The sequence below is a fragment of the Arenibacter echinorum genome, assembly GCF_003259375.1.
Classification (GTDB): Bacteria; Bacteroidota; Bacteroidia; order Flavobacteriales; family Flavobacteriaceae; genus Arenibacter; species Arenibacter echinorum.
Genome location: NZ_QLLN01000003.1, coordinates 274694 through 299278 on the forward strand (window position 1 = coordinate 274694; position 24585 = coordinate 299278).

Below are 24585 nucleotides of genomic sequence, written 5' to 3' on the forward strand. Positions count from 1 at the left end.
ATATTTATTAACTTTAACTAAATCATATTCTAAATGAGCGAAAAAGTAAGATGGGGAATTATCGGATTGGGCAATATTGCCGGTAATTTTGTTAAGGACCTTGCCCTGGTAGACGGGGCTCAAATATATGCGGCAGCCTCTAGAAATTTGGAAAAGGCCAAGGGGTTTGCAGAGGAATATAAAATTTCGAAGGCGTTTGGGAGCTATAAGGAACTTTTTGAGTGCAAGGAAGTTGATGTTGTCTATATTGCTACTCCCCACACTTCTCATTGCGAGCTATCAATTATGGCCATGGAACATGGCAAACATGTGCTATGTGAAAAGCCAATGGGCATAAATAGGGCTGAGGTCGAAAAAATGATCGCATCGGCCCAACAAAACAAGGTTTTCTTAATGGAAGCCTTATGGAGCAGGTTTAATCCGTCCATTAAGAAGGTAAAACAATTCGTAGAGACCGGGGAAATTGGTCCATTGGCATTTGTACGTGCGGATTTTGCCTTTTACGCCCTGAATAGGGACTTTGAAGGAAGGGTGCTAAATCCTAAACTAGCCGGAGGTTCTTTGTTGGACATTGGAATTTACCCTATATTCCTTAGCTATTTGCTATTAGGTAAACCAGACCAGATTTTATCTACCTCCAACTTTCATGACAATGGTGTCGAGGTACAAACTTCATTGATCTTTAAATACCCCAAGGCCCAGGCCATTTTATATTCAGGGTTTACAAGTCGATCCGAAATGAAGGCGGAAATATCAGGAGAAAAGGGAACTATCTATATACCTGCTAGATGGCATGAAGCCCAGGGATATACCGTAGAGAGAAATGGAGAAAAGGAAGAGTTCAGCATACCAACTACAGGTAGGGGATATTTTTACGAAATAAAGGAGGTTCACGACTGTCTGGATCAAGGAAAGTTGGAAAGCCGTCTCTGGAGCCATCAGAATAGTTTGGATTTAATAAGCTTAATGGACACCGTGAGAAAACAAAATGGGATTGTATTTCCATTTGAGGAATAAATGGTTAAACCCCAAGGGAAGCCCTGAACCCCTATTAGAAAACAATCCAAGGGTAGTGGTATTAAACTAGATACCCCGCTAAACAGGCGGGATTCGTTCGACTTTCGTATTTCAATGAGCCTGCGGCTCCTGAAATACGTGTTTCACGAATAAAGTTTTTTTGTAAGATGATAAATTCTTGTAAAATTTACGATATTTGAGGCTCTACAAACCAAACCAGTTAAAAAATGGGAATGAATAAGAATACAGTGCTTGCATGGGCAACCTTTATAATGATAATTGTAGGTCTTTCGCTTATTGCGTTGGGTGCTTTTAGATACGATGATGTAGCCGGATGGGGATTTGCCTCGGTTGGAATAGGTTTCTTTGCAATTGCATGGGTATTTAATGCACTAAAGGGTAGGGTATAAACAGCCATTGCGGATTTAGTATTTTGAAAATTGAGTTCCAACTTGGCATCATATTGGAAAACTAACAGCTAAAGACTGCAAGTAACTGGCCTTCTATTTATAATTAAAATAATCACAATTAATAATACATATATAATATGTCGGACGATAAGAAAGTCATTTTCTCGATGTCTGGGGTTACTAAAACGTACAAAACTGCCAACACCCCGGTATTAAAGAATATTTATTTAAGTTTCTTTTACGGAGCTAAGATCGGAATTTTGGGTCTTAATGGTTCAGGTAAATCTACCCTGCTCAAGATTATTGCCGGAGTTGATAAGAACTTTCAGGGAGATGTAGTTTTTTCGCCTGGTTATAAGGTAGGTTATTTGGAACAGGAGCCGCAATTGGACGAGAACAAGACCGTTTTGGAGGTAGTCAAGGAAGGCGTGGCAGATACTGTGGCAATCCTGGATGAATACAATAAGATCAACGATATGTTCGGACTTCCCGAAGTATATGAGGATGCAGATAAAATGCAAAAACTCATGGATAAACAGGCCGAACTTCAGGATAGGATAGATGCTACCAATGCTTGGGAGCTGGACAACAAATTGGAAGTTGCCATGGACGCCTTGCGTACCCCGGATTCCGACAAGAAAATCGGAATACTTTCCGGAGGTGAAAAAAGGCGAGTAGCCCTGTGCAGATTGTTGTTGCAGGAACCGGATATTCTACTTTTGGATGAGCCTACAAACCATTTGGATGCCGAATCGGTTCATTGGTTGGAGCATCATTTGGCAGAGTATAAAGGCACTGTTATAGCTGTTACCCACGATAGGTATTTCTTGGATAATGTAGCCGGATGGATTTTGGAATTGGATAGGGGAGAAGGCATTCCTTGGAAAGGAAACTACTCTAGTTGGTTGGACCAAAAATCCAAGCGCATGGCCCAAGAAAGCAAAACAGCCTCCAAAAGACAGAAAATATTGGAAAGGGAGCTGGATTGGGTAAGGCAAGGGGCCAAAGGTAGGCAGACCAAACAAAAGGCCCGTTTACAGAACTATGACAAATTGATGAGCCAGGACCAAAAACAATTGGATGAAAAATTGGAGATCTATATCCCTAACGGACCTCGATTGGGGACCAATGTAATAGAAGCCATCGGGGTGAGTAAGGCCTATGGGGATAAATTGCTTTATGAGGACTTGAATTTCAAATTACCACAAGCGGGCATTGTAGGTATTATTGGTCCTAACGGGGCTGGTAAAACAACTATTTTCCGTATGATTATGGGGGAGGAACAACCTGATAAAGGGGAGTTTGTAGTTGGGGAAACGGCAAAAATTGCCTATGTGGACCAAAGTCATTCCAACATAGACCCCAATAAAACCATTTGGCAGAATTTTAGCGATGAGCAGGAATTGATAATGATGGGTGGTAGACAGGTGAATTCCAGAGCTTATTTAAGTCGATTTAATTTTTCCGGAAGTGAGCAGAACAAAAAGGTAGATATGCTTTCCGGTGGGGAGCGTAACCGTCTGCATTTGGCTATGACCCTTAAAGAAGAAGGCAACGTTCTTCTCTTGGATGAGCCAACGAACGATTTGGATGTTAACACCCTAAGGGCCTTGGAGGAAGGTTTGGAGAATTTTGCAGGATGTGCCGTGGTCATTTCCCACGACAGGTGGTTCCTTGACAGGGTCTGTACCCATATCCTATCTTTTGAAGGTGACTCCCAAGTGTATTTCTTTGAAGGATCCTTTTCTGAATACGAAGAAAATAAGAAGAAACGTTTAGGAGGCGATTTAATACCTAAGCGACTAAAGTATAAAAAGTTGGTACGCTAGTTCAACTGATTTATATAACAATACGCTGTTGTCATGATTTTTTGTGGCAACAGCGTATTTTTTTTAATTAAATGAGACCCCTATTATTTGTAAAAAACCTAATAATCTTCCTTGGGATACCAATCCAACTGTACTACTTCAATTATAGGATTCTTAGCGTTTACCAATGCTTTAAATTTGGCCACATCCCCAACATCGGGCTTTCCTCTGTAATGATAGGGATAAACCTGCTTAGGTTTAAATTCCAACACGGCATCCGCAGCACTTTCCACGGTCATGGTGTAGGGAAGGTTCATACAGACAAAGGCCTTATCTATATTCTGTAAGGCCCGCATTTCAGGAATATCCTCGGTATCTCCGGAAAAATATATGCGTTCATTATTTTTACTGAGCACATACCCATTGCCTCTTCCTTTAGTGTGAAAATCCTTAGCTTCTTCACGTAGGTTGTACATAGGTATCGCTTCAATGTTGATACCATAACGTTCTTTAGCTTCCCCATTATTTAAAATATCCAGTTGTGGCGTAAATTCTGAAGGAATCTTATCGGCTACTGCCTGTGGAACAATTATCTTGGCTTTTTGGGTATTCAAGCCCTGTAAGGTTTCCAAACTGAAATGATCGCCATGGATGTCGGTAATCAAAATCAAGTCCGGTTCCTTTGCATCTGCAAAAGCATCCTTTCCTCCAACGGGATCTATATAAATGATGGTACCATCCCAATCCAAAACCGCAGTAGCGTGTTCTATTGGCGAAATTTCAATAATAGAAATAACATCTTCAGTTTTGAGTTCAACAGCCTCTGCTTTTTCTTGGCTGGACTTGGATTTCTCCTTACATCCCACAGTCAATAGACCAGTTAATAAAGCAGCTGTAATAAGGTATTTTGAATGGCGCATAATTACTGTATTTTAAATTATTAATAATTCCATTTTAATGTCACTCCTGGCATAAGGGAGATTCTTTTCGATTTCAATTTCCTTAAAACCATACTTTCTATAGATATACAGGGCATTTTCCAATTTGGTGTTAGAATACAGTATTATTTTATTCCATTTATTTTGTGTGGCGTATCCAATGGCAAAAGCCAAAAGTGCCTGGCCAATTTTCAATCCTTGATAATTTGGATCTACTGCCATTTTACCTAATTCATACTCCCTATCACCCACTTTTAAAAATGCAAAACATCCTACTATTTCGTCATTGTATTGGGCAAAATAAATATATCCACCTTTATTTATTATGTTGGCTTCACAGTTTTCCAAAATAAAGCTGTCCTTTGGTTCCACATAAAAATACTTCTCCAACCAAGCTACATTAAGTTCCTTAAACCTCTTGGCATATTTGGAATCAAAGGGAAAAATGCTCAAATCCATCTGAATTAAATCAATATACCCATAAAGTTAAGGTAAGCATTTTGTATTCTTTAGTAGAAATGTTAATTTTTTTAATCCAAAAAAATCTAAAATCAAAACCTGATCGTATATAGAGTGTTACAAACAAATAAATTTAAGGTTAAAAAAAAATTAAATAATTAATAATTACAATTATGACTGAAACAAAAAGTAATAATGGATTGAAGGTTATTGCAGGTTTACTAGGTGTAATTTTACTTGGGGTAATCATTTACACAGTAAGTTTATATCAGGATAAACAAAAGAACACTGCATTACTTACAAAAGAAAAAGAATTGGTTGTTGAAGATTTGACCAGTTTGAAATCAGAGTACGACAAAGCTATCTTGGAAAGCAACGCTACCAATGAAGAATTAGTTTCTGCCAGGGATAACATTGCAAAATACATCGATTCTGTTAAGACCATGAAATCTGATATTGCAAGTCTATATCGCTACAGAAAGCAAGTAGGTATCTTGACCAAAGAAAGAGAGCAATTGATAAGAAAAGTTGATTCTTTAACCAGATCCAATACTTTCTTGGCAATGCAAAGGGACAGTACTTATGTTGAATTGGAAAAACAGACTGTTTTCAACGATTCATTAGTAGTACAGAACACTCAGTTGGCAGATGTAGTTTCTAAAGGGTCAGCATTAAATCTATCCAAATTCTCTGTAGATGCAGTTAAGGAAAGAACAAGCGGCAAATTGGTATCTACTTCTAGAGCTAAGGCTACCGACAAATTAAAAGTTTGTTTCACAGTTGCAGACAACGTAATTGCACAAGCTGGTGATAGACAATTCTTTATTGAGGTTTTGGATCCACAAGGAAATGTATTGGGAGAAAGTTTCTCTAAAACAAGTGATTCCGGAGCTTCTGTAACTTATAGCAAAGGAACTGAATTCTACTATGAGAACCGCTCTTTGGACGTATGTGATTTCATTAACAAGCCAGCAAGTGAATTCCAAAAAGGGAATTATATGGTAAATGTTTATGATAACAATCTAAAATTATTGGGAACTTCCAAGTTTCAATTAAAATAAGGAACACTATCCATTTAACTAAAAAGGCCAATCTTTCGGGATTGGCCTTTTTTTATTTATTGACTTCAAGAATTAATCCAAGGTACCAACCATATCTTCCGGTTTTACCCACTCATCATATTCTTCAGCGGTTACATATCCCAAATTAATGGCCTCTTCCTTTAAAGTAGTACCATTTTTGTGGGCAGTATTGGCAATTTCTGCAGCCTTATAATATCCTATTTTAGTGTTCAGGGCCGTAACCAACATTAAGGAATTGTTTAAAAGTTGCTTAATAACATCGTGATTAGGTTCTATACCTACAGCACAATTCTCGTCGAAACTAACACAGGCATCCCCTATTAATTGGGCAGATTGCAATATGTTTGCTGCCATCATGGGTTTAAAAACATTTAGTTCGTAATGGCCTTGCGTTCCTCCTACGGTAATGGCAACATCGTTCCCCATCACCTGAGCACAAACCATGGTCAGTGCCTCACATTGTGTTGGATTCACTTTTCCGGGCATAATGGAACTACCTGGTTCGTTCGCAGGAATAATAATTTCACCTATACCGGATCTTGGTCCTGAAGCCATCATTCTTATATCGTTGGCTATTTTATTTAGACTTACCGCCAATTGCTTTAAGGCACCATGGGTTTCTACAATGGCGTCGTGGGATGCCAGGGCTTCAAACTTGTTGTCAGCAGTTTTAAAGGGCAGTCCGGTAAATCTGGCGATATATTGCGAAACCAATACATCATAACCTTTGGGAGCATTTAAACCGGTTCCTACGGCAGTACCACCAAGCGCCAATTCACTCAAATGATCCAAGGTGTTGTCCAAGGCTTTTAGTCCATGATCCAATTGGGAGACGTAACCGGAAATTTCCTGTCCCAAGGTTAGGGGAGTGGCATCCATTAAATGTGTTCGCCCTATTTTTACCACCTTGGCAAATTCCTTGGATTTTTTATTTAATGTATTCCTTAGTTGTGTAATTCCTGGTATGGTAACTTCAACAATCTTTTTATATGCTGCAATGTGCATCCCGGTAGGAAAAGTGTCGTTGGAAGACTGGGATTTGTTTACATCATCATTGGGTTGGATAGTTTTTTCTCCTTCTCCAATTTTTTTTCCGGCCAATTCATGGGCCCTATTGGCGATAACCTCATTAACGTTCATGTTGCTTTGGGTTCCTGAGCCGGTTTGCCATATCACTAAAGGAAACTGGTCATCGTGTTTACCATCCAATATTTCATCGCATACTTGGGCAATACGATCTCTTTTTTCTTCGGAAAGTACACCCAATTCACAATTGGCGTAGGCCGCCGCTTTTTTTAAATAGGCAAATCCATAAACTACATCCAAGGGCATTGATGCCGCTGGACCAATTTTAAAATTATTTCTCGAGCGTTCGGTTTGAGCTCCCCAATATCTGTTGGACGGCACTTTAACCTCGCCCATAGTATCCTTTTCTATACGGTATTCCATAATTTAAATTGAGTTTATTGATAATTACAAATTTACATTTATCTCGTTAAGTAATAAAATTTCCACAGGGGTTAAGAGAGTACTTTTCCTCTTATAAAAATTTTGATTTTAGTTCAGGTGTAGGAATCATACAGGCGTCCTTTTTACCATACCATTTATACCTGTTTTTGGCAATATAGTCGTACACCCAATTTCTTAATTTTTCGGGTATCCATTCGAATACACTTGCCAACTGCCAAGCGCCTCCAAAAGACTGGGCAATTTTAAGGGCTGCGGTAGATTTGGTATAATAGGCCACACCTGGCTCTATAAGAATAATGGAATCGATCTGGGAGGTATCTATCCCGCGCTCCTCAACCAATTTTTTTCCAATTTCGCTCTGCAGAGCTGCGAACCTATATGCATTGTTCTTATCGCGTTTAATAACGTATTGCACCGAGCTGTTGCAAAGGTTACAAACCCCGTCAAAGAGAATTATTTTATTGTTTTCAATCATTTCCGTAGTGGCCCAACCACTTTTTACATTTTTCTTTCAACCAATTCTAGTTGGTCTACCGCAACATTGGTAGTGAAAATACCATAGTTGACAATAGCCTTGTTCTTTTCCAAACTATCTATACTGCCCACAGCCTTACCATCCATTAGTCGTACACGGTCGCCCACTTTAAATACCGGACGTGGCTTGTTTTTCTCCTTTACTTCGGCCTTCTTTTTCTCAACTTTTTTCTTTTCGCGGATTACTTCCACCTTTTTTATAACCTCTTGTTCTACTTTGGCCTTCTTTTCTTTTTGTTCTTTTACTTCTTTGGTCGATTGTTTTTTGCGCTTACTGTTCTCCGTTTCCACAATACGTATTAATTCGGAAACCAAATTACGCTTCTTTTTATCCTGAAAATATTTTTCCGCAGCAGTATTTACCTTATTTCCTAAATAGATCATCCGTTGGTTATGGTCGTACAACTCCTGATAGTTTTCCAATTTGGATTTGATCTTGGAATTAAGGTCCTCCAATTTTTGGGCTTCCGTCCTGGCCTTGGATTCCTCTTCCTGAAGCCTGGAACCAGTTTTCTCCATTTTACTCCGCTCCTTTTGTAGCTTGGCAATGGTGGCATCAAAACGTACCTTGCCATGCTCTATTTTCTTTTTGGCCTTGTTGATAAGGCTATAGGGAATACCATTCTTTTGAGCCACTTCAAAAGTAAAGGAACTACCGGCCTGTCCCAATACCAATTGATAGGTTGGTTCCAAGGATTTTCCATCAAAGAGCATATTGGCATTCGTAACATGCGGCAATTCATTGGCCAACAGTTTAAGATTGGCATAATGGGTGGTAATAACACCGTAGGCACCCCTTTCATAGAAAACTTCCAAGAAGGTCTCGGCAAGGGCACCGCCCAGTTCCGGATCACTTCCAGTTCCAAATTCATCGATCAGAAACAAGGTCTTATCGTTGCATTTGCGCAAGAAGTAATTCATGTTCTTCAAGCGATAGCTATAGGTGCTGAGATGGTTTTCAATGGATTGATTGTCTCCAATATCCGTTAGAACATTGTCGAACAAACATACTTTGGACCGCTCATGAACCGGAATCAATAAACCGCTCTGCAGCATTACCTGTAAAAGACCAATGGTTTTCAGGGTAATACTTTTTCCCCCGGCATTAGGTCCCGATATAACGATAATTCTGTTCTCGGGATGCAGGGCAATGGTTTGTGGATATGTTTTTTCTTTTTTGTACTTATTGCTCAAAAATAACAACGGGTGGTAGGCATCCCTTAAATAAAGCTCTCTATTGTCACTAATTTCCGGCAGCAGGGCATCCATTTCCAGAGCATATTTTGCCTTGGACGCCGTAATGTCCATATGAACCAGAAAATCTTGGTAAGCATACAATTCAGGTGCAAAGGGTCGTATACGGTTGGTGAGATCGTTCAATATTTTTTGTATCTCTTCCCGTTCCTCGAATTCCAAGTTACCGAGTTCCCTACTGTACCTAAGGGTAGCCTCCGGTTCAATGTACACAATACTTCCTGTTTTGGAGGTTCCCATTACAGCTCCCTTTACTTTTTTTCGATACATGCTCTTTACGGCAAGTACACGTCTATTATCTACAACGGATTCCCTGATTTCGTCCAAAATTTCCGAAGCGTGATAGGTATTCAGCGCCGTAGCAAAACTTTGATTTATTTTACCCTTTACCACAACCATTTTGGTACGGATATTTTGAAGGTTGTTGGAGGCATTATCCTTTATTTCTCCAAATTTATCAATGACAGCCTCTATATTTCGAGGAATTTCAGTGTTAAGGGTAACACCATCAGAAACTGCAAATAATAGGGGATAGTACTCCTTAAATTTTATAAAGAACTTAATATGGGTGGCTACTGTTGTACAAATGGAACCTATTTTCTTGAACCCGCCTACTTCCAAAGTGGTATTCTCAATTTTAAGGAGTTTCAACTCTGGATTAATGGTGTCAAAGTTATGAGTGGGAATTCTATTGTCGTTAGAGTAGGAGGCCAAATACTCCGAAGTTTGTCCCAAAACGTCCAATAATTCGGATTTGATAGATATTGGTTCCATATTAACAACCTGTTCCTTTCCGAGCTCTGTAGTGCATCGTGCAGCCAATTGGAGTAGGACAGTATTAAACTCGAGATCTTGAAGCGTTTTTGAACTTATTTTATTCATTTATTCAATTTTCCTTGCCATAAGGTTTTATAACCTTCAAAGGTAAGGAATAGGTGCAATATTGGAAGACTGTAAATACATGTATTTGTTGCCCTGGTACACCTTATTTTAGCTCAAGGACCTGCCCTAGGTCATGAAAAGAAGAGGAAAATTGGTTCTTGGAACAATATTTTTGGCACAGTATATGTTTTATAGCTAGGCTATTACTTTAGTTTTATTTAATAACCATTTAAAACAACCAGATGAAAAACCATAAATTAATACTTGGATATATTGGAATCGGCATTTTATTAATGTCCTGCAGTGCCACCAATAATTTAACGATGGGTGCCACAGAACCGGCCATAGTACATCTTCCCAAAGAAATACAGAGAATAGGTATTATCAATAGAAGTTTGCCTTCCGAAGGAAATAAGCAAATTGACAAGGTCGATCAAATATTATCCGCAGAAGGACTTAATCTTGATAAAAAAGGTGCTGAAGTTGCCATAAATGCCCTATCGGATGAATTGGCCGGCACTGGAAGGTTTGAAGAAATACTTATTTTGGATAACGAAACGGAAATAAGAAAAGGACTGGATGTCTTTCCAGCCAGCTTATCTTGGGAGGTTATCGAAGAGATTTGTACAGCCAATGGGGTTGATGCTATTTTTTCCTTGGCTTTCTACGATACGGACACTCAGGTTTCCTATAAACCATCCTTAATGCAACTTCCCAACAGTTTGGGAGTTAAAGTTTCGGTACCGGCTCATGAAGTCACTCTGAACACTCTTATAAAAAATGGATGGCGAATCTATAACCCCAGTACCAGGCAAATTGTGGACGAGTTTATGTACACCGACCATTTGGTATCCTCAGGGAGAGGTATTAACCCTGTAAAGGCAATCGAAGCCGTAGCCCGTAGAAACGAGGCTGTTGAGGAATTGAGTAGAAATATTGGATATGCCTATGGATCTAGACTTTCCCCATATAAACATAGGATCAGTAGGGATTACTTTGTTCGCGGAACCGACAATTTTGTAGTGGCCAAAAGACGCGCTCAAACCGGGGATTGGCAAGGTGCTGCACAACTTTGGGAAAAAGAACTGGACAATTCAAAGTCGAAAATCGCGGGAAGGGCCTGTTACAATATGGCGATAATAAATGAAATCAACGGAGATTTGAATGCCGCCATGGATTGGGCTTCAAAGTCATATACGGATTACGATAATAAGGATGCTCTTAGATATTTGAATATTCTTAAATATCGACTATCGCAAAATGAAGTCTTGGAGCAACAAGCATCCCGATAAAAATATCAGCCTTTTATAAGGCACATTTCATGGGAATATAACAACAATAAGTCCGTTGTCCATAAAATTGGAACCGGACTTTTTTGGTTTAATGTATATTCTTTCTAGTATACAACAGTTTCTCCTGCCTTTCTAAAACTGTTCAAAAAACACTCTTAAAATCACATTTGTATTAAAAAAAAGACCCATTAGCCCTAAAATTCAATGTTTTAGAGGCAAAAGGACAATATTTCCCCTATAAAATGAGTTTTACAAAGGTTATGATATTACGTCTAATTTTTTTTAAGCTTGAATTTAATTTACAAAGCATGAGAAAGTTTTGTATCCGGTTTTTAATGTTATGCCTTATAGTTATAACTGCAGGTTGCAGTTCCACTAAAGAAATTATCCTTCAAACTATTGAACCTTCACCTGTACATATTTCCCAAAAAATTAAAAGGATAGGCATAGTTAATAGAAGTATACTGCCTGAGTTAGAGGAGGACGAAACAGGCCTTAACGGAATGGTGGCAGCAGAGGAACAATGGCTTTCGGAGCAGGGCAGGAATGCAGCCCTTACGGGATTGTTCAACGAGTTATTAAAAGACAACCGTTTTGAGACTATTAAAATCCTGGATTCGGTACCCCACGAAATTTTACATTTTGAGATGGGCAACGATTCTATTTCATGGACCTCTGTTGAAAATATTTGTAATACTTACGATGTGGATGCCATTTTTTCAATGGCCTTTTTTGATACGGAAACCAAAGTATCCATAAAGAAAACATCTATGATGCAGCCAAACCTCATGAGGGTGAAAGTAAAAGTACCTGCCCAAGAGCTTACCCTGGAAACCCTTATTGAAAATGGTTGGAAAATATACTATCCAAAATCCAAGGAAATAATTGATGAGATAGTTTTTAACGATCAAGTCATATCCAGGGGCAAAGGTACCAATCCTATAGAGGCCTATAAGGCCATAGAGGGAAGAAAGGAAACCCTTGTGGAACAAAGCAAGGCCACAGGTAGCAATTATGGACAGCGACTATTACCGTTCGAAAACAGTGTTGAGAGATCATATTTTGCCCGTGGTACAGCAAATTTTGAACAGGCCTGTGTATTAGTGGAAAATGGTGACTGGCCGGGAGCATCACAACTTTGGGAAAGGGAATTGGATAATTCCAATTCCAAAATTGCAGGCCGCGCCTGCTACAATATGGCAGTTATGCACGAAATAAATGGCGACTTGACATCCGCCATAAATTGGGCAACAAAATCTTATAAGGAGCATGAGAACAAGGATGCCCTGGAATATTTGGATATACTTAAATATAGATCATTCCAAAATCAAATTTTGGAACAACAGGTTTCTAGATAAGTGTACCAATCAAATAGATCCAAAGTACAATTATCAAGTGGACCACCACAATGTTTTAAGGCTTGTACAAGCCTTAAAAAGACTGCATGGTAACCAACTTTTTGTAAACCCCATCTTTTTCCATTAGTTGTGTATGGGAACCTTGTTCCACAATCTCACCCTTTTGCAATACCACAATAGTATCGGCATTTTGTATGGTGGAAAGCCTGTGCGCAATTACAATTGAGGTTCTATTCTGCATCATTTTTTCCAAGGCATCCTGTACCAATCTTTCGCTTTCGGTGTCCAAGGCAGAGGTAGCTTCATCCAGAATCATAATCGGTGGATTTTTAAGAACAGCCCTGGCAATGGACAGCCTTTGTTTTTGTCCTCCGCTTAATTTATTTCCACTATCCCCTATATTGGTATTATATCCCAAGGGCAGCTCACTAATAAAATCGTGGGCATTGGCTATTTTTGCGGCTTCTATTATTTCATCCTCCGTGGCATCTGCTTTACCGAGTCCAATATTATTTTTAACGGTATCGTTGAACAAAATGGAATCTTGGGTAACAAGTCCCATTAAATTACGAAGTGATTTTTTGGTAAAATCGCGAATATCAAGGCCATCTATTTTTATTTCACCTTCATTTACATCGTAAAACCTGGTCATTAAATTGGCTATAGTACTTTTACCGCTTCCCGATTGACCTACAAGTGCTACAGTTTTACCTTTTGGCACCTTTAGATTAAATTTTTTCAACACATACTCGTCCTCATATTTAAAGGAAACATTATTAATCTCAATTCCCTTATCAAATGTGGGTTTTACAACAGCTTCCTTCTTTTCAACAATTGGATTTTCGGTTTCTAAAATTTCCAATACTCTTTCCGCTGCGGAATTACCTTTTTTCACGCCAAATGAAGCCTTACTTATTGCTTTGGCCGGGGTGAGAATGTTGTATGCAAGTCCCATATAGGCAATAAAGGAGGCTGCATCCAAAGTCTTATCTACCAAGACCATTTTTCCTCCAAACCAGAGCAGAACCCCAATGACCAATATGCCTAAAAATTCTCCAGCTGGGGAGGCTAGATTTTGTCTGTTCAGCAACTTGTTGGAAAAATGAAAAAACCTGGTGGTGGAAGTAGTAAATGTTTTATAGAATCTAGATTCCGAATTAAATGCTTTTATTACCCTTAGGCCTCCCAAGGTTTCTTCTACTATTGATAAAAACTCCCCTTGTTCCTTTTGTACCCGATCCGATTTCTTTTTCAGGGATTTTCCTATTCTCGAAATGATCATACCCGCAATTGGGATAAAAATAAATACAAACAGGGTAAGCTTTGTACTTATCCCGAACATTATCAATATGGTAAACAATATTGTTAATGGCTCTCTAACAATGAGTTCCAAAATGGATAGGAAGGAATGTTGAATTTCCAAAACGTCGGACGTAATACGGGCGATAACATCTCCTTTGCGCTTCTCCGAATAATAGGAGATAGGCAAATCCACTATTTTGGCGTACATCTTGTTTCTAATGTCCTTTAATACCCCATTTCGTAAAAAAGTAATAAAATACATGGCCAGGTAATTAAAGAAATTCTTTAAAAGAAAAAGAATCAATACCAATCCAATAACTAGGACCAATCCTTTCATTTCATCATCACCCGAATAAGCATTGACCCTAAAATTGATGTAATCCTGCAAATAATCCTTTAATTGGCCCATACCTTCATAAATCGGTTCTACCAAAACCTTTTTTTCCGGTGTGAATAGCACATCCAACATTGGAATTAAAGCAGCAAATGAAAGCGCACTGAAAAGGGCATATAGAATATTAAAAAAAATGTTTAAAAAACCGTATTTACGGTAGGGATTCGCAAAGCGAAGAATTTTTTTAAAATACTCCATTAACCTATATTCAGTTCTTTAAGGATTCTTTCAATTTTAGCATCCAACTCAGCGTCTACTTTTTTGTAATCGGCCGCGTTCTTCAATTTGGTGTTGATACTAAAATAAAATTTGATCTTAGGCTCCGTACCGCTGGGTCTAGCCGCCATTTTGGTGCCATCTTCGGTAATGTATATCAATACGTTTGATTTTGGAATATCAATTGGGGTTACTTTGCCTGTCATTACATTTTTAGAAGTCGCCGTATTGTAATCCTCTACAATAACAACTTTGGAACCGTCGATAGTTTCAACGGGATTATCCTTAAAATCGATCATCATCTGTTTAATTTCTTCCGCTCCCGACATTCCTTTCTTGGTCAAGGAAATTAATTTTTCCTTAAAGAACCCATAGTCCACATAACAATCTATCAGATCCTTGTAGAACGAACTGCCATTCGCTTTGGCGTTGGCGCCGATTTCACAGGCCAATAGGGTAGAGGTTACCGCATCCTTATCGCGCACAAAATCGCCGACCATAAATCCAAAACTCTCCTCGCCACCGCCAATAAAAGGCTGGTCCGGAAAATCTTTGATCATTTTGGCAATCCATTTAAAACCTGTTAGGGCTGTTTTGCATTCCACTCCATAGCCTTTGGCCAAAGAGTCCATCATTGGTGTAGAAACAATGGTGGAAGCTATAAATTCTTTTCCTGTAATTCCTTTTTTCTTCCTTTGGTCCAACAAAAACTTGGTCATCATGATCATGGTCTGGTTACCGTTCAAGATTTCCATTTCTCCCTCAAGATTCCGTACCGCTACTCCTAGACGGTCGCTGTCCGGATCCGTCCCAATTACCATATCAGCGTCAATTTCCTCTGCCTTTTTAATGGCCATGGATAGGGCTTCTGGCTCTTCAGGATTTGGCGATACTACCGTTGGGAAATTGCCATCCGGTTTGGCCTGTTCCTCAATAATGGTCACATTTTTATACCCGGCCTTTTTGAGTACCTCAGGGATTGCTGTAATAGAAGTTCCATGAAGAGAGGTAAATACAATTTTAAAATCGTCCTTGCCCTTGGCATTGAAGTTTCCATTTTTAACGGATGCTTCAATAAAGGCTTCATCTACCTTTTTATCTATTAATTCTATTAAACTTTCATCGGCATTGAATTTTATATCTTCAAAGGCAAGGCTATTTATTTCGCTAACTATGGCACCGTCCTGAGGTGGCACTATTTGTCCTCCATCGGTCCAATATACTTTGTAGCCATTGTATTCCGGTGGGTTATGCGAAGCCGTTAAAACTATACCGGCGTGGCAGTTCAGGTATTTTACGGCAAAAGATAGTTCAGGAGTAGTGCGTAGTTCCGAAAAAAGGAAGACTTTAATACCATTGGCAGCAAAAACTTCGGCAACGGTCCTGGCCAAGGTATCACTATTATGTCTACAGTCGTAAGCAATAACTACCTTGACCTGTTCCTTATTATATACCTGTTTTAAGTAGTTACTAAGACCTTGGGTACTTTTCCCCAAAGTATATTTATTTATTCTATTGGTACCGGCGCCCATAATTCCTCGCATCCCTCCAGTCCCAAATTCAAGGTTTTTGTAAAAGCGGTCCTTTAGTTCTTCAGTATTACTATCTATCAACTTTTGAATCTCGTTCTTGGTCTTGTCGTCGAAAAAATCGGTCAACCAATTTTTGGCATTTTTCAGTATGGCTTCCATAGTCATTTGGTGTTATATGTTCTTAAAAATACAAAGAATATTCGTTTATTTTTCGGAGAGATTTATTTCCTCAGTGATATTGTAACGGGTTTCGTTCTTGCGGGATCTTACCATTATTTCCCCTAAAAAGCCTGCAAGGAAAAGTTGTGTACCTATAACCATGGCTATCAGTGCAATATAGAATTGTGGTCGCTCCGTGATGAGTCGCCCAAAAGGATTTATAAATACTTTATCGATACCTAAATAAAGAGCAAATCCAAAACCAATTGTAAACATCAAGACTCCCAAAGCACCGAAAAGGTGCATAGGCCGTTTTCCAAACTTGGAAACGAACCAGATGGTAATCAGATCCAAAAAGCCATTAATAAAGCGATCCATACCAAATTTGGTCTTCCCATATTTCCTGGCCTGGTGCTGTACTACTTTTTCATCTATTTTGTGAAATCCCGCACTTTTGGCCAAAACGGGAATATAACGGTGCATTTCTCCGGAGACTTCAATTGTTTTTACGACCTCTTTTTTATATGCCTTTAGCCCACAATTAAAATCGTGCAACCTAACCCCAGAGGTTTTTCGGGCAGCCCAATTAAATAACTTGGAGGGAAGGTTTTTACTGAGTATGGAATCATATCTTTTCTTCTTCCATCCTGAAATTAGATCAAAACCCTCTTGTTTGATCATTTGGTATAATTCCGGAATTTCCTCGGGATTGTCCTGTAGGTCCGCGTCCATAGTAATGACCACATCGCCTTGCGCTGCTTTAAATCCGGCATGAAGAGCCTGCGATTTTCCAAAATTCTTTAAGAATCGTATACCTTTCACATTGGGGTTGGACTTGCCCAATTTGGTGATAATGTTCCAAGAACCATCGGTACTTCCATCATCTATAAAAAGTATTTCATATAAAAAATGATTGGATTGCATTACACGTACAATCCAATCATGCAGTTCTGTCAACGATTCTTCTTCGTTAAGTAAGGGAATTATAATAGATATATTCATTCGGTACTAATGGAAAATCTTTTCAAAAGTACAAATTACTGAATAGTTTCTTTCTTTTTTAAAATTAAAGCAGGAATAAGTGATAATAAAAAGCTTGCTACGACACTATAAACCAATCCAAAAACGATTTGCATTGATGGTGTAGTAAATTTTTTGGCACCTTCCATTTGGGCATCAATTTGTTCCGGAGTCATTTTAGTAGTTTCCATGAGCAAGCCCCGTTGGTATTCCATGGCCTTGTTCATCATTTCAGGATCAATCACCCCTGCGAGGATCTGATTAAAAATAATCCCAATAATACCTGCTATGAGGCCAATACCAACACCAATTTTTAAACCTTCCCCAAAGGACATAAAACCTCCATTGTCCTTTTTAAATTGCAACATGCCAATAACGATTACCGCAATGGTTATAAGAAGGCTAACACCCATAACCATAGGGCCGCCCTGATAATGCATATCCAACGAATATAACATCAATAAAAACGCTACACTTATGGCGCCTAGGATAAGGCCATAGGTTAACGCATACTTTCCTGTTTTTGGTTTGGTTTCTTCCATGTTGATTATATATTTAATAGTTTTTACAGTTAGTGTCAGCAGGGTTAAATTTGTTACATTTAAAGATAACTAATTTTTATTTTTCTTTTTTGAGGTTTTAAGTTGTTCTTTTCAGAAAAATATTTAAATTTGCACCTCGAAATTAAGCAGGAACAAACGTTTTTACAATGAAAAAAGATATACATCCAGGGAATTATAGATTGGTAGCCTTTAAGGACATGTCCAATGAAGAGGTTTTTATTACTAAATCCACAGCCGATACCAAAGAAACTTTAGATGTTGAAGGAGTTGAATATCCATTGGTTAAATTGGAAATTTCTAGAACTTCACATCCATTCTATACTGGTAAGGCCAAATTTTTGGATACTGCAGGACGTATCGATAAATTTAAGAGCAAATACGACAAGTTCAAAAAATAATATTTTCTTTACAAAAGAGTTATTAAGTCACGCAGTTGCGTGACTTTTTTTGTTATAATTTAGTTGTATGAACTATATTCTTTTTGACGGTACGGTAAGGAGGGCCTTGTTGCCGTTTACCTTTACAAGACCAGTTGCAGATATTAGGATCGGAATTCTCACCATAAGGGAAAAGTGGGAAAATTACCTAGGAAACACCATTACAACTATAACCGAGGATTATCTTTCGGAAAGATTTCCTATGGTGGAAATGGACGCGAACGTGCTTATAAACGCTTCCTTTTGTCCCAATGCAGAATTAGTGGACCTAGTAGTCAACTTAAATGAAAAAGAAGCTGTATTTTACGGGGAGGAGGTTATAGCCTTTTATACTAAGGAGACTCAGGATGATGTCGATTTTTCAACCTACAAGCAAATTGAATATGAAGGTCCCGTACTACGAATTGAAAATACCTGGGATATCTTTTCAAAAAATGGAGAGGCTATGCAGGCAGATTTTGACCTGTTGACCAAGGGCAGAAAAAGTGCTCCTATTTCCAAGACCAATAGTTTGGTAAACCCGGAAAATATATTTTTGGAGGAAGGTGCCAGCGTTGAATACAGTATATTAAATGCTTCCGAAGGACCCATTTACCTTGGCAAAAATTCCGAAGTTTGGGAAGGCAACCTTATTAGAGGTGGTTTCGCCCTCTGCGAAAAGGCAGTGGTAAAAATGGGTGCTAGAATCTACGGCCCCACTACCGTTGGCCCTTACAGTAAAGTATGTGGCGAAATTTCCAATTCTGTACTCATAGGATATTCCAGTAAGGGCCATGAAGGCTATCTCGGTAATTCGGTACTAGGGGAATGGTGTAACATAGGTGCCGATTCCAATAATTCCAATTTAAAGAACAATTACGCAAAGGTGCGCCTATGGAATTATGATACTGAGAAATTTGAACAGACCGGACTGCAATTCTGTGGATTAATGATGGGCGACCATAGTAAAACGGCTATAAATACCATGTTCAATACCGGAACCGTAATAGGGGTAAACTGCAATATTTATGTGCCTGGGTTTCCTAGGAATTTTGTTCCCAGTTTTAGTTGGGGAGGTGCCTCCGGGTTCACTACATACCAACCCCAAAAAGCTTTTGAAGCCGCAAAGGTTATGATGGCACGCAGGGGTGTGGAATTCAATGAAATGGATGCCAAGATATTAAACCACGTTTTTGAGGAAACCAAACGGTGGCGTAAAGAGTAACTTCTACTTAATAAATTAACCATTCCCATGGCTATACCCCATGGGTTCCCAATTATTGGTATATTTGCAAACGTTTTGGATTAATGTATAAGAAACCGGATTATATTCGGTACAAGAAGAACAATGATGAAGAAAAAGGTCGCTTTCTATACCTTGGGCTGCAAGCTCAATTTTTCAGAAACTTCAACCATAGCTAGGGATTTGGTAGAGGAAGGCTTTGAGCGTGTGGATTTTTCTGAAAATGCGGATATGTATATTATCAATACCTGTTCCGTAACGGAAAATGCCGATAAGCGATTTAAATCGATCGTCAAACAAGCTCAAAAAAGCAATCCAAATGCTTTTGTTGCTGCCATAGGTTGCTATGCACAGCTTAAACCACAAGAATTGGCGGCGGTAGACGGTGTTGATCTTGTTTTGGGAGCTACGGAAAAATTCAAGATTGCGGATTATGTCAATGATCTCTCCAAAAACGATTTTGGTGAGGTACATTCCTGTGAAATAGAAGAGGCCGACTTTTATGTGGGCAGTTATGCCATTGGCGATCGCACTAGGGCATTTTTAAAAGTACAGGATGGCTGTGATTATAAATGCACCTATTGCACCATTCCTTTGGCCAGGGGGATTTCAAGAAGTGATACCCTTCAGAATGTATTAAACAATGCCGCCGAAATCTCATCAAAGGGCATTAAGGAAATTGTACTTACCGGGGTTAATATCGGCGATTATGGAAAGGGAGAATTTGGGAATAAAAAACATGAGCATACTTTTTTGGATCTGGTAAAAGCACTGGATAGGGTAGAAGGCATACACCGCTTACGAATTTCCTCCATTGAACCAAATTTATTAAAAAATGAAACTATAGATTTTGTGGCGCAAAGCAATTCCTTTGTTCCCCATTTCCATATTCCACTTCAGAGCGGTAGTGATGCCATTTTAAAATTGATGAGCAGAAGATACCTCACCAATTTGTATGTGGATCGGGTTAAAAAAATAAGGGAAGTTATGCCAGACGCCTGTATTGGAGTCGATGTCATAGTAGGATTTCCCGGGGAAACCGAAGAACATTTTTTGGAAACCTATAATTTCCTTAATGAACTGGATATTTCCTATCTGCATGTATTTACTTATTCTGAAAGGGATAACACCAAGGCAACGGAATTAACCGGAGTAGTTCCCAAAAAAGTAAGGAATAAGAGAAGTAAAATGCTGAGGGGGCTCTCTGTTAAAAAAAGAAGGGCATTTTATGAAGGACAGTTGGGCTCTACAAGAACGGTATTATACGAAGCCGAAAACAAGGAGGGCTATATCCACGGATTTACGGAAAATTACGTAAAAATAAAAACACCATGGAATCCAAGCTTGGTGAATACCTTGCACGAAATAAAACTTACGGAAATTGATGATGATGGTATGGTAAGAGGTGTAGAAGTTGGCAGCATGGTATCTGCCCAGTCCTACAATTAAGCACCTCCATTGATATGATCAACTATTTTCAGTAGGAATCAAACACTAAAACAAACAAAAAACAAAAAAAACCTCTCGATTATGAGAGGTTTTTTTATCGTTATATTCTAATTCCTACGGGAAGCATTTCTTTGTATTGTCGATTCTTTCTCAAGAAACCTGCAATTTGAGGGCTAGTAGGCACCACTCTTAAATTTTGTTCTTGGATATGGCTCAAGACACTTTTAATGAACTCTTCTTTAAAACCTTCCTTTGTTATTTCCTCAGGAATTACAAGTTTTGTTAAAAAAACTTTGCGCTCTTGGGAAGAATACTCAATTTTAGCCAAGTGGCCGTCAACCCTGGCTTCAAATTGTCTCAAGAAACCATTGTCCTTAATTTCTACTTCATTCATATAGTTTGATTTTAAATAATGACTAATTTTGAATTATGATCATAACGTTCTCAAATTACAATCTAGGCTCATAAACTAAATAAACACATAAGCAGGGACGAAAAAGCCAAGAAAACAAAGTTAGTGAAAAAATAGTTATTATCCTATTAAAATAGTATGCTAGAAAACCAAACGGTCCAAAATAAAAAACATGTTTATTTCATGCCCGGCATGGCAGCCAACCCCTCCATTTTTGACAACATAAACTTGCCAGCGGAAACTTTCGAAAAACATTTCCTGGATTGGTCAGTTCCTGAAAAGAATATTAGCCTGGAGGACTATGCCTTAAAAATGTCCAGTCTCATTAAACATGAGGATGCAATCCTGATCGGGGTTTCCTTCGGTGGTATTCTGGTCCAGGAGATGGCAAAGCACATTAAAGTAGCTAAGGTCATTATTATTTCGAGTGTCAAAAGCAATTCCGAACTGCCTAAAAGAATGATTTTTGCCAAGTATACAAAAGCCCACAAGCTATTGCCCACTGGTCTGGTAAACAACATGGAGTTATTGGCAAAATATGCCTTTGGCGAAACTGTCCCCAAACGTCTGGCACTTTATGAACAGTATTTGTCCTTCCGAGATAAATATTACCTGGATTGGTCCATAGATGCTATAGTAAATTGGAAACAAACCCAATGCACGGAAAATATAATTCATATTCATGGTGAAAAAGACCCTGTCTTTCCCATAGGTCATATAAAAAATTGCATTACGGTTAAAAATGGGACCCATACTATGATTATTCACCGGTCAAAATGGTTTAATGAACACTTACCTACAATTATTTTGCAATAAGGCAGTTCTATTTAATATCTTTGAGATAGAAATAGGTATTTAGCATATACTACCCAGGTAGTTGAACTGCCAATTTAATGTAGTAAGACACTAAGAAGATTTACAAATTTAAAAAATTGAACAGATGAAGGTTATAAAGAATATTTTAATGATTTTGGGAGTTTTTTTCGTAGGAAGCACCTTAATTTTTGCTGTGCAAAATCAGTACAATGAAACTGCTATGCTGGTCGAGGAGTCGCAGCCCAAAACAAATGATGGAGAGGAAACGGGCTATCGTATAACGGCAATCGAGATACCCGAAGATTTAAACTTCTCCGGGGAACCGGTTCCTTTTGACGATCCAGAAATAATGGAGCGCGTAGACCGTGAGTTTTTGGTGAATACGTACTGGCAGTCCAACGCCCTTTTGCTTATGAAAAGAGCCAATAAATTTTTCCCCATTATAGAGCCTATCTTGGCGAAAAACGGAATTCCCGACGACTTTAAATACTTGGCCTTGGCAGAAAGTGGGCTTCAAAACGTGGTTTCTCCTGCAGGGGCCACAGGTTTTTGGCAGATAATGAGTGCCACAGGAAAAGAATACGGCCTGGAAATCAACGGCAATGTAGATGAAAGGTACCACGTTGAAAAATCGACCGAAGTTGCCTGTAGATACCTAAAAAAGTCTAAAGAGAAATTTGGTAGTTGGACCTTGGCCGCAGCTGCATACAACGCGGGGGCAGGGGGAATCCAAAAGTACATGGGAATACAGAAGGCAGATGGCTACTATGATCTTCTCTTAGGCGAAGAAACAGGTCGCTATGTATTTCGAATATTGGCCATTAAGGAAATTCTTTCCAATCCTGAGAAATACGGATTTCATCTTGAAAAAGAGGATATGTATACCGCGGTTCCAACTTTTAATGTTGAAATTAATGAACCAGTGAGCAATTTTGCCGATTTTGCGAACCAGTATGAGATCAACTACAAAATTTTAAAGAGACACAACCCATGGTTGAGGGAGCCACATTTAAATAATTCTTCCAAAAAGACTTATACGGTAGAAATCCCAAATAAAGGATACTACAAGATTTCCAAATAATGGTTTCTTTCCTAAAAGATAATATTTGGTCAGTACTTTTAGGAATTAATTATTTGTTGGTTATTATATTTTCGGTCTTAATCGTTCTTAAAAACAGGAATCCGGTTAAGACCTTATCTTATATATTTGTTTTGGCAACATTGCCATTTATTGGACTACTGGTCTATTATTTTTTTGGACAGGATTACAGAAAGGACAAGATTTTCGAAAAAAAATATGTCCAGGATAATGACCGTTTAAAAAAATGGCGCAATAGCTTCAGTCTCGACCGTTCGGAAAGGGAGGATTTAAAGGAGTTTTTGGGAGAAGGTATTTTTAAGATATACCGGTTAATGCGGAATAACGAAAGGGCCGTACTCACCTTTGATAACGAGGTGGATATACTGATAAATGGGGAAAAAAAGTTTAAATATCTAAGAGAAGACCTGGAAAAGGCCAAACACCACATCCATCTGGAGTATTTTGTGTTGTTCGATAAGGGTCTAGGAAGTGAAATTATAGAAATTCTATGCAAAAAGGCTAGCGAGGGAATAAGTGTAAGACTTATTTATGACGACGTAGGAAGCAATATATCCAATGCCTACAAAAAGAAGCTTACAGATAGTGGCGTGAAGCATTTTCCATTCATGCCTGTTCTGTTCTCCAATTCTACCAGCAAGCTTAATTACAGGGACCATAGGAAAATAGTGGTAATAGATGGTAATATTGGATATGTTGGGGGTATTAATTTAGATCAGAAATACGATAACACATTTGATAATGATAGATACTGGAGAGATACTCATTTACGTATTAGGGGAGGAGCTGTAGGTGCTCTTCAATCCTCTTTTGTTTTAAGTTGGAATTTTGCTGCCAAGGATACGATGGAAATCGAGAAAATTCTACTTCCTGAACAAAAGTCCGCTCCCCAAAAGCCTGTAGCAGTACAAATTGCGGCAAGTGGTCCAGACAGTGATTGGGCCAATATAATGGAAGCCATGTTTTGCGCCATCAATTCTGCACATGAAAGTATATTGATCACAACGCCTTATTTTATGCCCAATTCGGCAATTCTAACGGCATTGACCACAGCAGCGAGGAGTGGGGTGGAGGTGAAAATTATGGTACCCTACGAATCGGATTCACTGGTGGCGCAGTATGCTACCGATTCCTATATTGATGAATGTCTACATTCCGGCATCTCCATAAATCGCTATAAAAAAGGGTTTATACATGCCAAGACCTTAGTAATAGACGACATGTTTTCCAGTATTGGAACAGCCAATATGGATTACCGGAGTTTCTCCATGAATTTTGAAATAAACGCCTTGTTATATAATAAGGAGGTTAACCAACAAATGCGGAAGCAATTCCATTTGGACCTTCAGGACTGTGAGGAAGTTACCTTGGACCGTTGGGAAAACAGAAATATAGGCAGAAGGCTAAAAGAGTCATTTAGCCGACTTTTTGCTCCCTTGCTTTAGATCTTCCTGTTTAGA

At 38.7% G+C, this 24585-nt stretch carries 22 protein-coding genes; 12 read left to right on the forward strand and 10 right to left on the reverse strand.

The genetic code is table 11. The features are described from left to right. The first annotated feature begins 33 nt into the window (after positions 1-33). The 3 genes from LV92_RS08375 to ettA all read left to right on the forward strand — a co-directional run bounded on the left by LV92_RS08375 (position 34) and on the right by ettA (position 3256). Complete coding sequence (locus LV92_RS08375; RefSeq protein ID WP_111623202.1) at positions 34-1017, forward strand: Gfo/Idh/MocA family protein; 984 nt, start codon at positions 34-36, stop codon at positions 1015-1017. A 227-nt stretch (positions 1018-1244) separates the two neighbouring features. Continuing rightward, positions 1245-1427, forward strand: a complete 183-nt coding sequence (locus LV92_RS08380; RefSeq protein WP_031443882.1) for a CAL67264 family membrane protein — start codon at positions 1245-1247, stop codon at positions 1425-1427. A 137-nt stretch (positions 1428-1564) separates the two neighbouring features. Then, on the forward strand, positions 1565-3256 hold the full coding sequence (gene ettA / locus LV92_RS08385; protein WP_111623203.1) for an energy-dependent translational throttle protein EttA: 1692 nt from the start codon (positions 1565-1567) through the stop codon (positions 3254-3256). A gap of 98 nt (positions 3257-3354) precedes the next feature. Here ettA and LV92_RS08390 read toward each other — a convergent pair whose 3' ends face one another. Together LV92_RS08390 and LV92_RS08395 are read right to left on the reverse strand one after the other, a co-directional pair. Then, the gene (locus LV92_RS08390; protein ID WP_111623204.1) at positions 3355-4155 is read right to left on the reverse strand and encodes an MBL fold metallo-hydrolase; all 801 of its coding nucleotides are present in this window, start codon (positions 4153-4155) and stop codon (positions 3355-3357) included. 12 nt (positions 4156-4167) lie between these two features. Further along, the gene (locus LV92_RS08395) at positions 4168-4632 is read right to left on the reverse strand and encodes a GNAT family N-acetyltransferase (RefSeq protein ID WP_111623205.1); all 465 of its coding nucleotides are present in this window, start codon (positions 4630-4632) and stop codon (positions 4168-4170) included. Between the two features lie 173 nt (positions 4633-4805). Between LV92_RS08395 and LV92_RS08400 the strand changes: the two genes are divergently transcribed. Next, the gene (locus tag LV92_RS08400; RefSeq protein ID WP_111623206.1) at positions 4806-5693 is read left to right on the forward strand and encodes a hypothetical protein; all 888 of its coding nucleotides are present in this window, start codon (positions 4806-4808) and stop codon (positions 5691-5693) included. Between the two features lie 72 nt (positions 5694-5765). Here the strand turns inward: LV92_RS08400 and fumC are convergent, their stop codons facing one another. The 3 genes from fumC to LV92_RS08415 all read right to left on the reverse strand — a co-directional run bounded on the left by fumC (position 5766) and on the right by LV92_RS08415 (position 9854). Then, positions 5766-7163, reverse strand: coding sequence for a class II fumarate hydratase (fumC, locus tag LV92_RS08405; protein WP_111623207.1), 1398 nt, complete (start codon positions 7161-7163; stop codon positions 5766-5768). A 91-nt stretch (positions 7164-7254) separates the two neighbouring features. Beyond that, positions 7255-7659, reverse strand: coding sequence for a thiol-disulfide oxidoreductase DCC family protein (locus LV92_RS08410; protein WP_111623208.1), 405 nt, complete (start codon positions 7657-7659; stop codon positions 7255-7257). Positions 7660-7682: 23 nt separating this feature from the next. Further along, positions 7683-9854 (reverse strand): endonuclease MutS2, encoded by a 2172-nt coding sequence (locus tag LV92_RS08415; RefSeq protein WP_111623209.1) that lies wholly within the window; start codon positions 9852-9854, stop codon positions 7683-7685. Positions 9855-10096: 242 nt separating this feature from the next. Between LV92_RS08415 and LV92_RS08420 the strand changes: the two genes are divergently transcribed. Continuing rightward, the gene (locus tag LV92_RS08420; protein WP_111623210.1) at positions 10097-11146 is read left to right on the forward strand and encodes a DUF6340 family protein; all 1050 of its coding nucleotides are present in this window, start codon (positions 10097-10099) and stop codon (positions 11144-11146) included. Between the two features lie 308 nt (positions 11147-11454). Continuing rightward, positions 11455-12504 carry a DUF6340 family protein gene (locus LV92_RS08425; protein ID WP_146613525.1) on the forward strand — a complete coding sequence of 350 codons (1050 nt, stop codon included), beginning with the start codon at positions 11455-11457 and terminating at the stop codon, positions 12502-12504. Positions 12505-12577: 73 nt separating this feature from the next. On the opposite strand, the gene LV92_RS08430 is transcribed toward LV92_RS08425, so the two are convergent. The 4 genes from LV92_RS08430 to LV92_RS08445 are packed head-to-tail and all read right to left on the reverse strand — an operon-like array spanning position 12578 to position 17669. Then, entirely contained in the window at positions 12578-14398 is a 1821-nt protein-coding gene (locus tag LV92_RS08430) for an ABC transporter ATP-binding protein (RefSeq protein ID WP_111623212.1), read from the reverse strand. Continuing rightward, positions 14398-16107, reverse strand: a complete 1710-nt coding sequence (locus LV92_RS08435; protein ID WP_111623602.1) for a phospho-sugar mutase — start codon at positions 16105-16107, stop codon at positions 14398-14400. The genes LV92_RS08430 and LV92_RS08435 overlap by 1 nt, the downstream gene beginning before the upstream one ends. 45 nt (positions 16108-16152) lie before the next feature. Continuing rightward, positions 16153-17109 (reverse strand): glycosyltransferase family 2 protein, encoded by a 957-nt coding sequence (locus LV92_RS08440; protein WP_111623213.1) that lies wholly within the window; start codon positions 17107-17109, stop codon positions 16153-16155. A 35-nt stretch (positions 17110-17144) separates the two neighbouring features. Beyond that, a complete protein-coding gene (locus LV92_RS08445; RefSeq protein WP_111623214.1) occupies positions 17145-17669 on the reverse strand; it encodes a DUF4199 domain-containing protein in 525 nt (174 codons plus the stop codon). Between the two features lie 167 nt (positions 17670-17836). Between LV92_RS08445 and LV92_RS08450 the strand changes: the two genes are divergently transcribed. The 3 genes from LV92_RS08450 (at position 17837) to mtaB (ending at position 20798) form a co-directional block, all read left to right on the forward strand. Then, entirely contained in the window at positions 17837-18088 is a 252-nt protein-coding gene (locus LV92_RS08450) for a type B 50S ribosomal protein L31 (RefSeq protein ID WP_111623215.1), read from the forward strand. Between the two features lie 67 nt (positions 18089-18155). After that, positions 18156-19331 (forward strand): GlmU family protein, encoded by a 1176-nt coding sequence (locus LV92_RS08455; RefSeq protein WP_111623216.1) that lies wholly within the window; start codon positions 18156-18158, stop codon positions 19329-19331. A 126-nt stretch (positions 19332-19457) separates the two neighbouring features. Beyond that, on the forward strand, positions 19458-20798 hold the full coding sequence (gene mtaB / locus LV92_RS08460) for a tRNA (N(6)-L-threonylcarbamoyladenosine(37)-C(2))-methylthiotransferase MtaB (RefSeq protein WP_111623217.1): 1341 nt from the start codon (positions 19458-19460) through the stop codon (positions 20796-20798). Positions 20799-20898: 100 nt separating this feature from the next. Here the strand turns inward: mtaB and LV92_RS08465 are convergent, their stop codons facing one another. Further along, a complete protein-coding gene (locus tag LV92_RS08465) occupies positions 20899-21192 on the reverse strand; it encodes a GNAT family N-acetyltransferase (protein ID WP_072861005.1) in 294 nt (97 codons plus the stop codon). Positions 21193-21348: 156 nt separating this feature from the next. Here LV92_RS08465 and LV92_RS08470 point away from each other — a divergent pair, with 156 nt between their 5' ends. The 3 genes from LV92_RS08470 to cls all read left to right on the forward strand — a co-directional run bounded on the left by LV92_RS08470 (position 21349) and on the right by cls (position 24570). After that, the gene (locus tag LV92_RS08470) at positions 21349-22026 is read left to right on the forward strand and encodes an alpha/beta fold hydrolase (protein ID WP_111623218.1); all 678 of its coding nucleotides are present in this window, start codon (positions 21349-21351) and stop codon (positions 22024-22026) included. 124 nt (positions 22027-22150) lie between these two features. Further along, on the forward strand, positions 22151-23107 hold the full coding sequence (locus tag LV92_RS08475) for a lytic transglycosylase domain-containing protein (protein ID WP_111623219.1): 957 nt from the start codon (positions 22151-22153) through the stop codon (positions 23105-23107). Further along, the gene (gene cls, locus LV92_RS08480) at positions 23107-24570 is read left to right on the forward strand and encodes a cardiolipin synthase (RefSeq protein ID WP_111623220.1); all 1464 of its coding nucleotides are present in this window, start codon (positions 23107-23109) and stop codon (positions 24568-24570) included. The genes LV92_RS08475 and cls overlap by 1 nt, the downstream gene beginning before the upstream one ends. Positions 24571-24585 lie beyond the last annotated feature (15 nt).

What these genes read in the sequence shown, in the direction of transcription:
- LV92_RS08380 (WP_031443882.1), top strand. Translation starts at nt 1,245, where the DNA reads ATGGGAATGAATAAGAATACAGTGCTTGCATGGGCAACCTTTATAATG.
- cls (WP_111623220.1), top strand. Translation starts at nt 23,107, where the DNA reads ATGGTTTCTTTCCTAAAAGATAATATTTGGTCAGTACTTTTAGGAATT.
- LV92_RS08415 (WP_111623209.1), bottom strand. Translation starts at nt 9,854, where the DNA reads ATGAATAAAATAAGTTCAAAAACGCTTCAAGATCTCGAGTTTAATACT.
- LV92_RS08395 (WP_111623205.1), bottom strand. Translation starts at nt 4,632, where the DNA reads ATGGATTTGAGCATTTTTCCCTTTGATTCCAAATATGCCAAGAGGTTT.
- mtaB (WP_111623217.1), top strand. Translation starts at nt 19,458, where the DNA reads ATGAAGAAAAAGGTCGCTTTCTATACCTTGGGCTGCAAGCTCAATTTT.
- LV92_RS08420 (WP_111623210.1), top strand. Translation starts at nt 10,097, where the DNA reads ATGAAAAACCATAAATTAATACTTGGATATATTGGAATCGGCATTTTA.
- LV92_RS08465 (WP_072861005.1), bottom strand. Translation starts at nt 21,192, where the DNA reads ATGAATGAAGTAGAAATTAAGGACAATGGTTTCTTGAGACAATTTGAA.
- LV92_RS08470 (WP_111623218.1), top strand. Translation starts at nt 21,349, where the DNA reads ATGCTAGAAAACCAAACGGTCCAAAATAAAAAACATGTTTATTTCATG.
- LV92_RS08435 (WP_111623602.1), bottom strand. Translation starts at nt 16,107, where the DNA reads ATGGAAGCCATACTGAAAAATGCCAAAAATTGGTTGACCGATTTTTTC.
- LV92_RS08410 (WP_111623208.1), bottom strand. Translation starts at nt 7,659, where the DNA reads ATGATTGAAAACAATAAAATAATTCTCTTTGACGGGGTTTGTAACCTT.
- LV92_RS08400 (WP_111623206.1), top strand. Translation starts at nt 4,806, where the DNA reads ATGACTGAAACAAAAAGTAATAATGGATTGAAGGTTATTGCAGGTTTA.
- LV92_RS08425 (WP_146613525.1), top strand. Translation starts at nt 11,455, where the DNA reads ATGAGAAAGTTTTGTATCCGGTTTTTAATGTTATGCCTTATAGTTATA.
- LV92_RS08450 (WP_111623215.1), top strand. Translation starts at nt 17,837, where the DNA reads ATGAAAAAAGATATACATCCAGGGAATTATAGATTGGTAGCCTTTAAG.
- LV92_RS08375 (WP_111623202.1), top strand. Translation starts at nt 34, where the DNA reads ATGAGCGAAAAAGTAAGATGGGGAATTATCGGATTGGGCAATATTGCC.
- LV92_RS08475 (WP_111623219.1), top strand. Translation starts at nt 22,151, where the DNA reads ATGAAGGTTATAAAGAATATTTTAATGATTTTGGGAGTTTTTTTCGTA.
- LV92_RS08455 (WP_111623216.1), top strand. Translation starts at nt 18,156, where the DNA reads ATGAACTATATTCTTTTTGACGGTACGGTAAGGAGGGCCTTGTTGCCG.
- LV92_RS08445 (WP_111623214.1), bottom strand. Translation starts at nt 17,669, where the DNA reads ATGGAAGAAACCAAACCAAAAACAGGAAAGTATGCGTTAACCTATGGC.
- fumC (WP_111623207.1), bottom strand. Translation starts at nt 7,163, where the DNA reads ATGGAATACCGTATAGAAAAGGATACTATGGGCGAGGTTAAAGTGCCG.
- ettA (WP_111623203.1), top strand. Translation starts at nt 1,565, where the DNA reads ATGTCGGACGATAAGAAAGTCATTTTCTCGATGTCTGGGGTTACTAAA.
- LV92_RS08390 (WP_111623204.1), bottom strand. Translation starts at nt 4,155, where the DNA reads ATGCGCCATTCAAAATACCTTATTACAGCTGCTTTATTAACTGGTCTA.
- LV92_RS08430 (WP_111623212.1), bottom strand. Translation starts at nt 14,398, where the DNA reads ATGGAGTATTTTAAAAAAATTCTTCGCTTTGCGAATCCCTACCGTAAA.
- LV92_RS08440 (WP_111623213.1), bottom strand. Translation starts at nt 17,109, where the DNA reads ATGAATATATCTATTATAATTCCCTTACTTAACGAAGAAGAATCGTTG.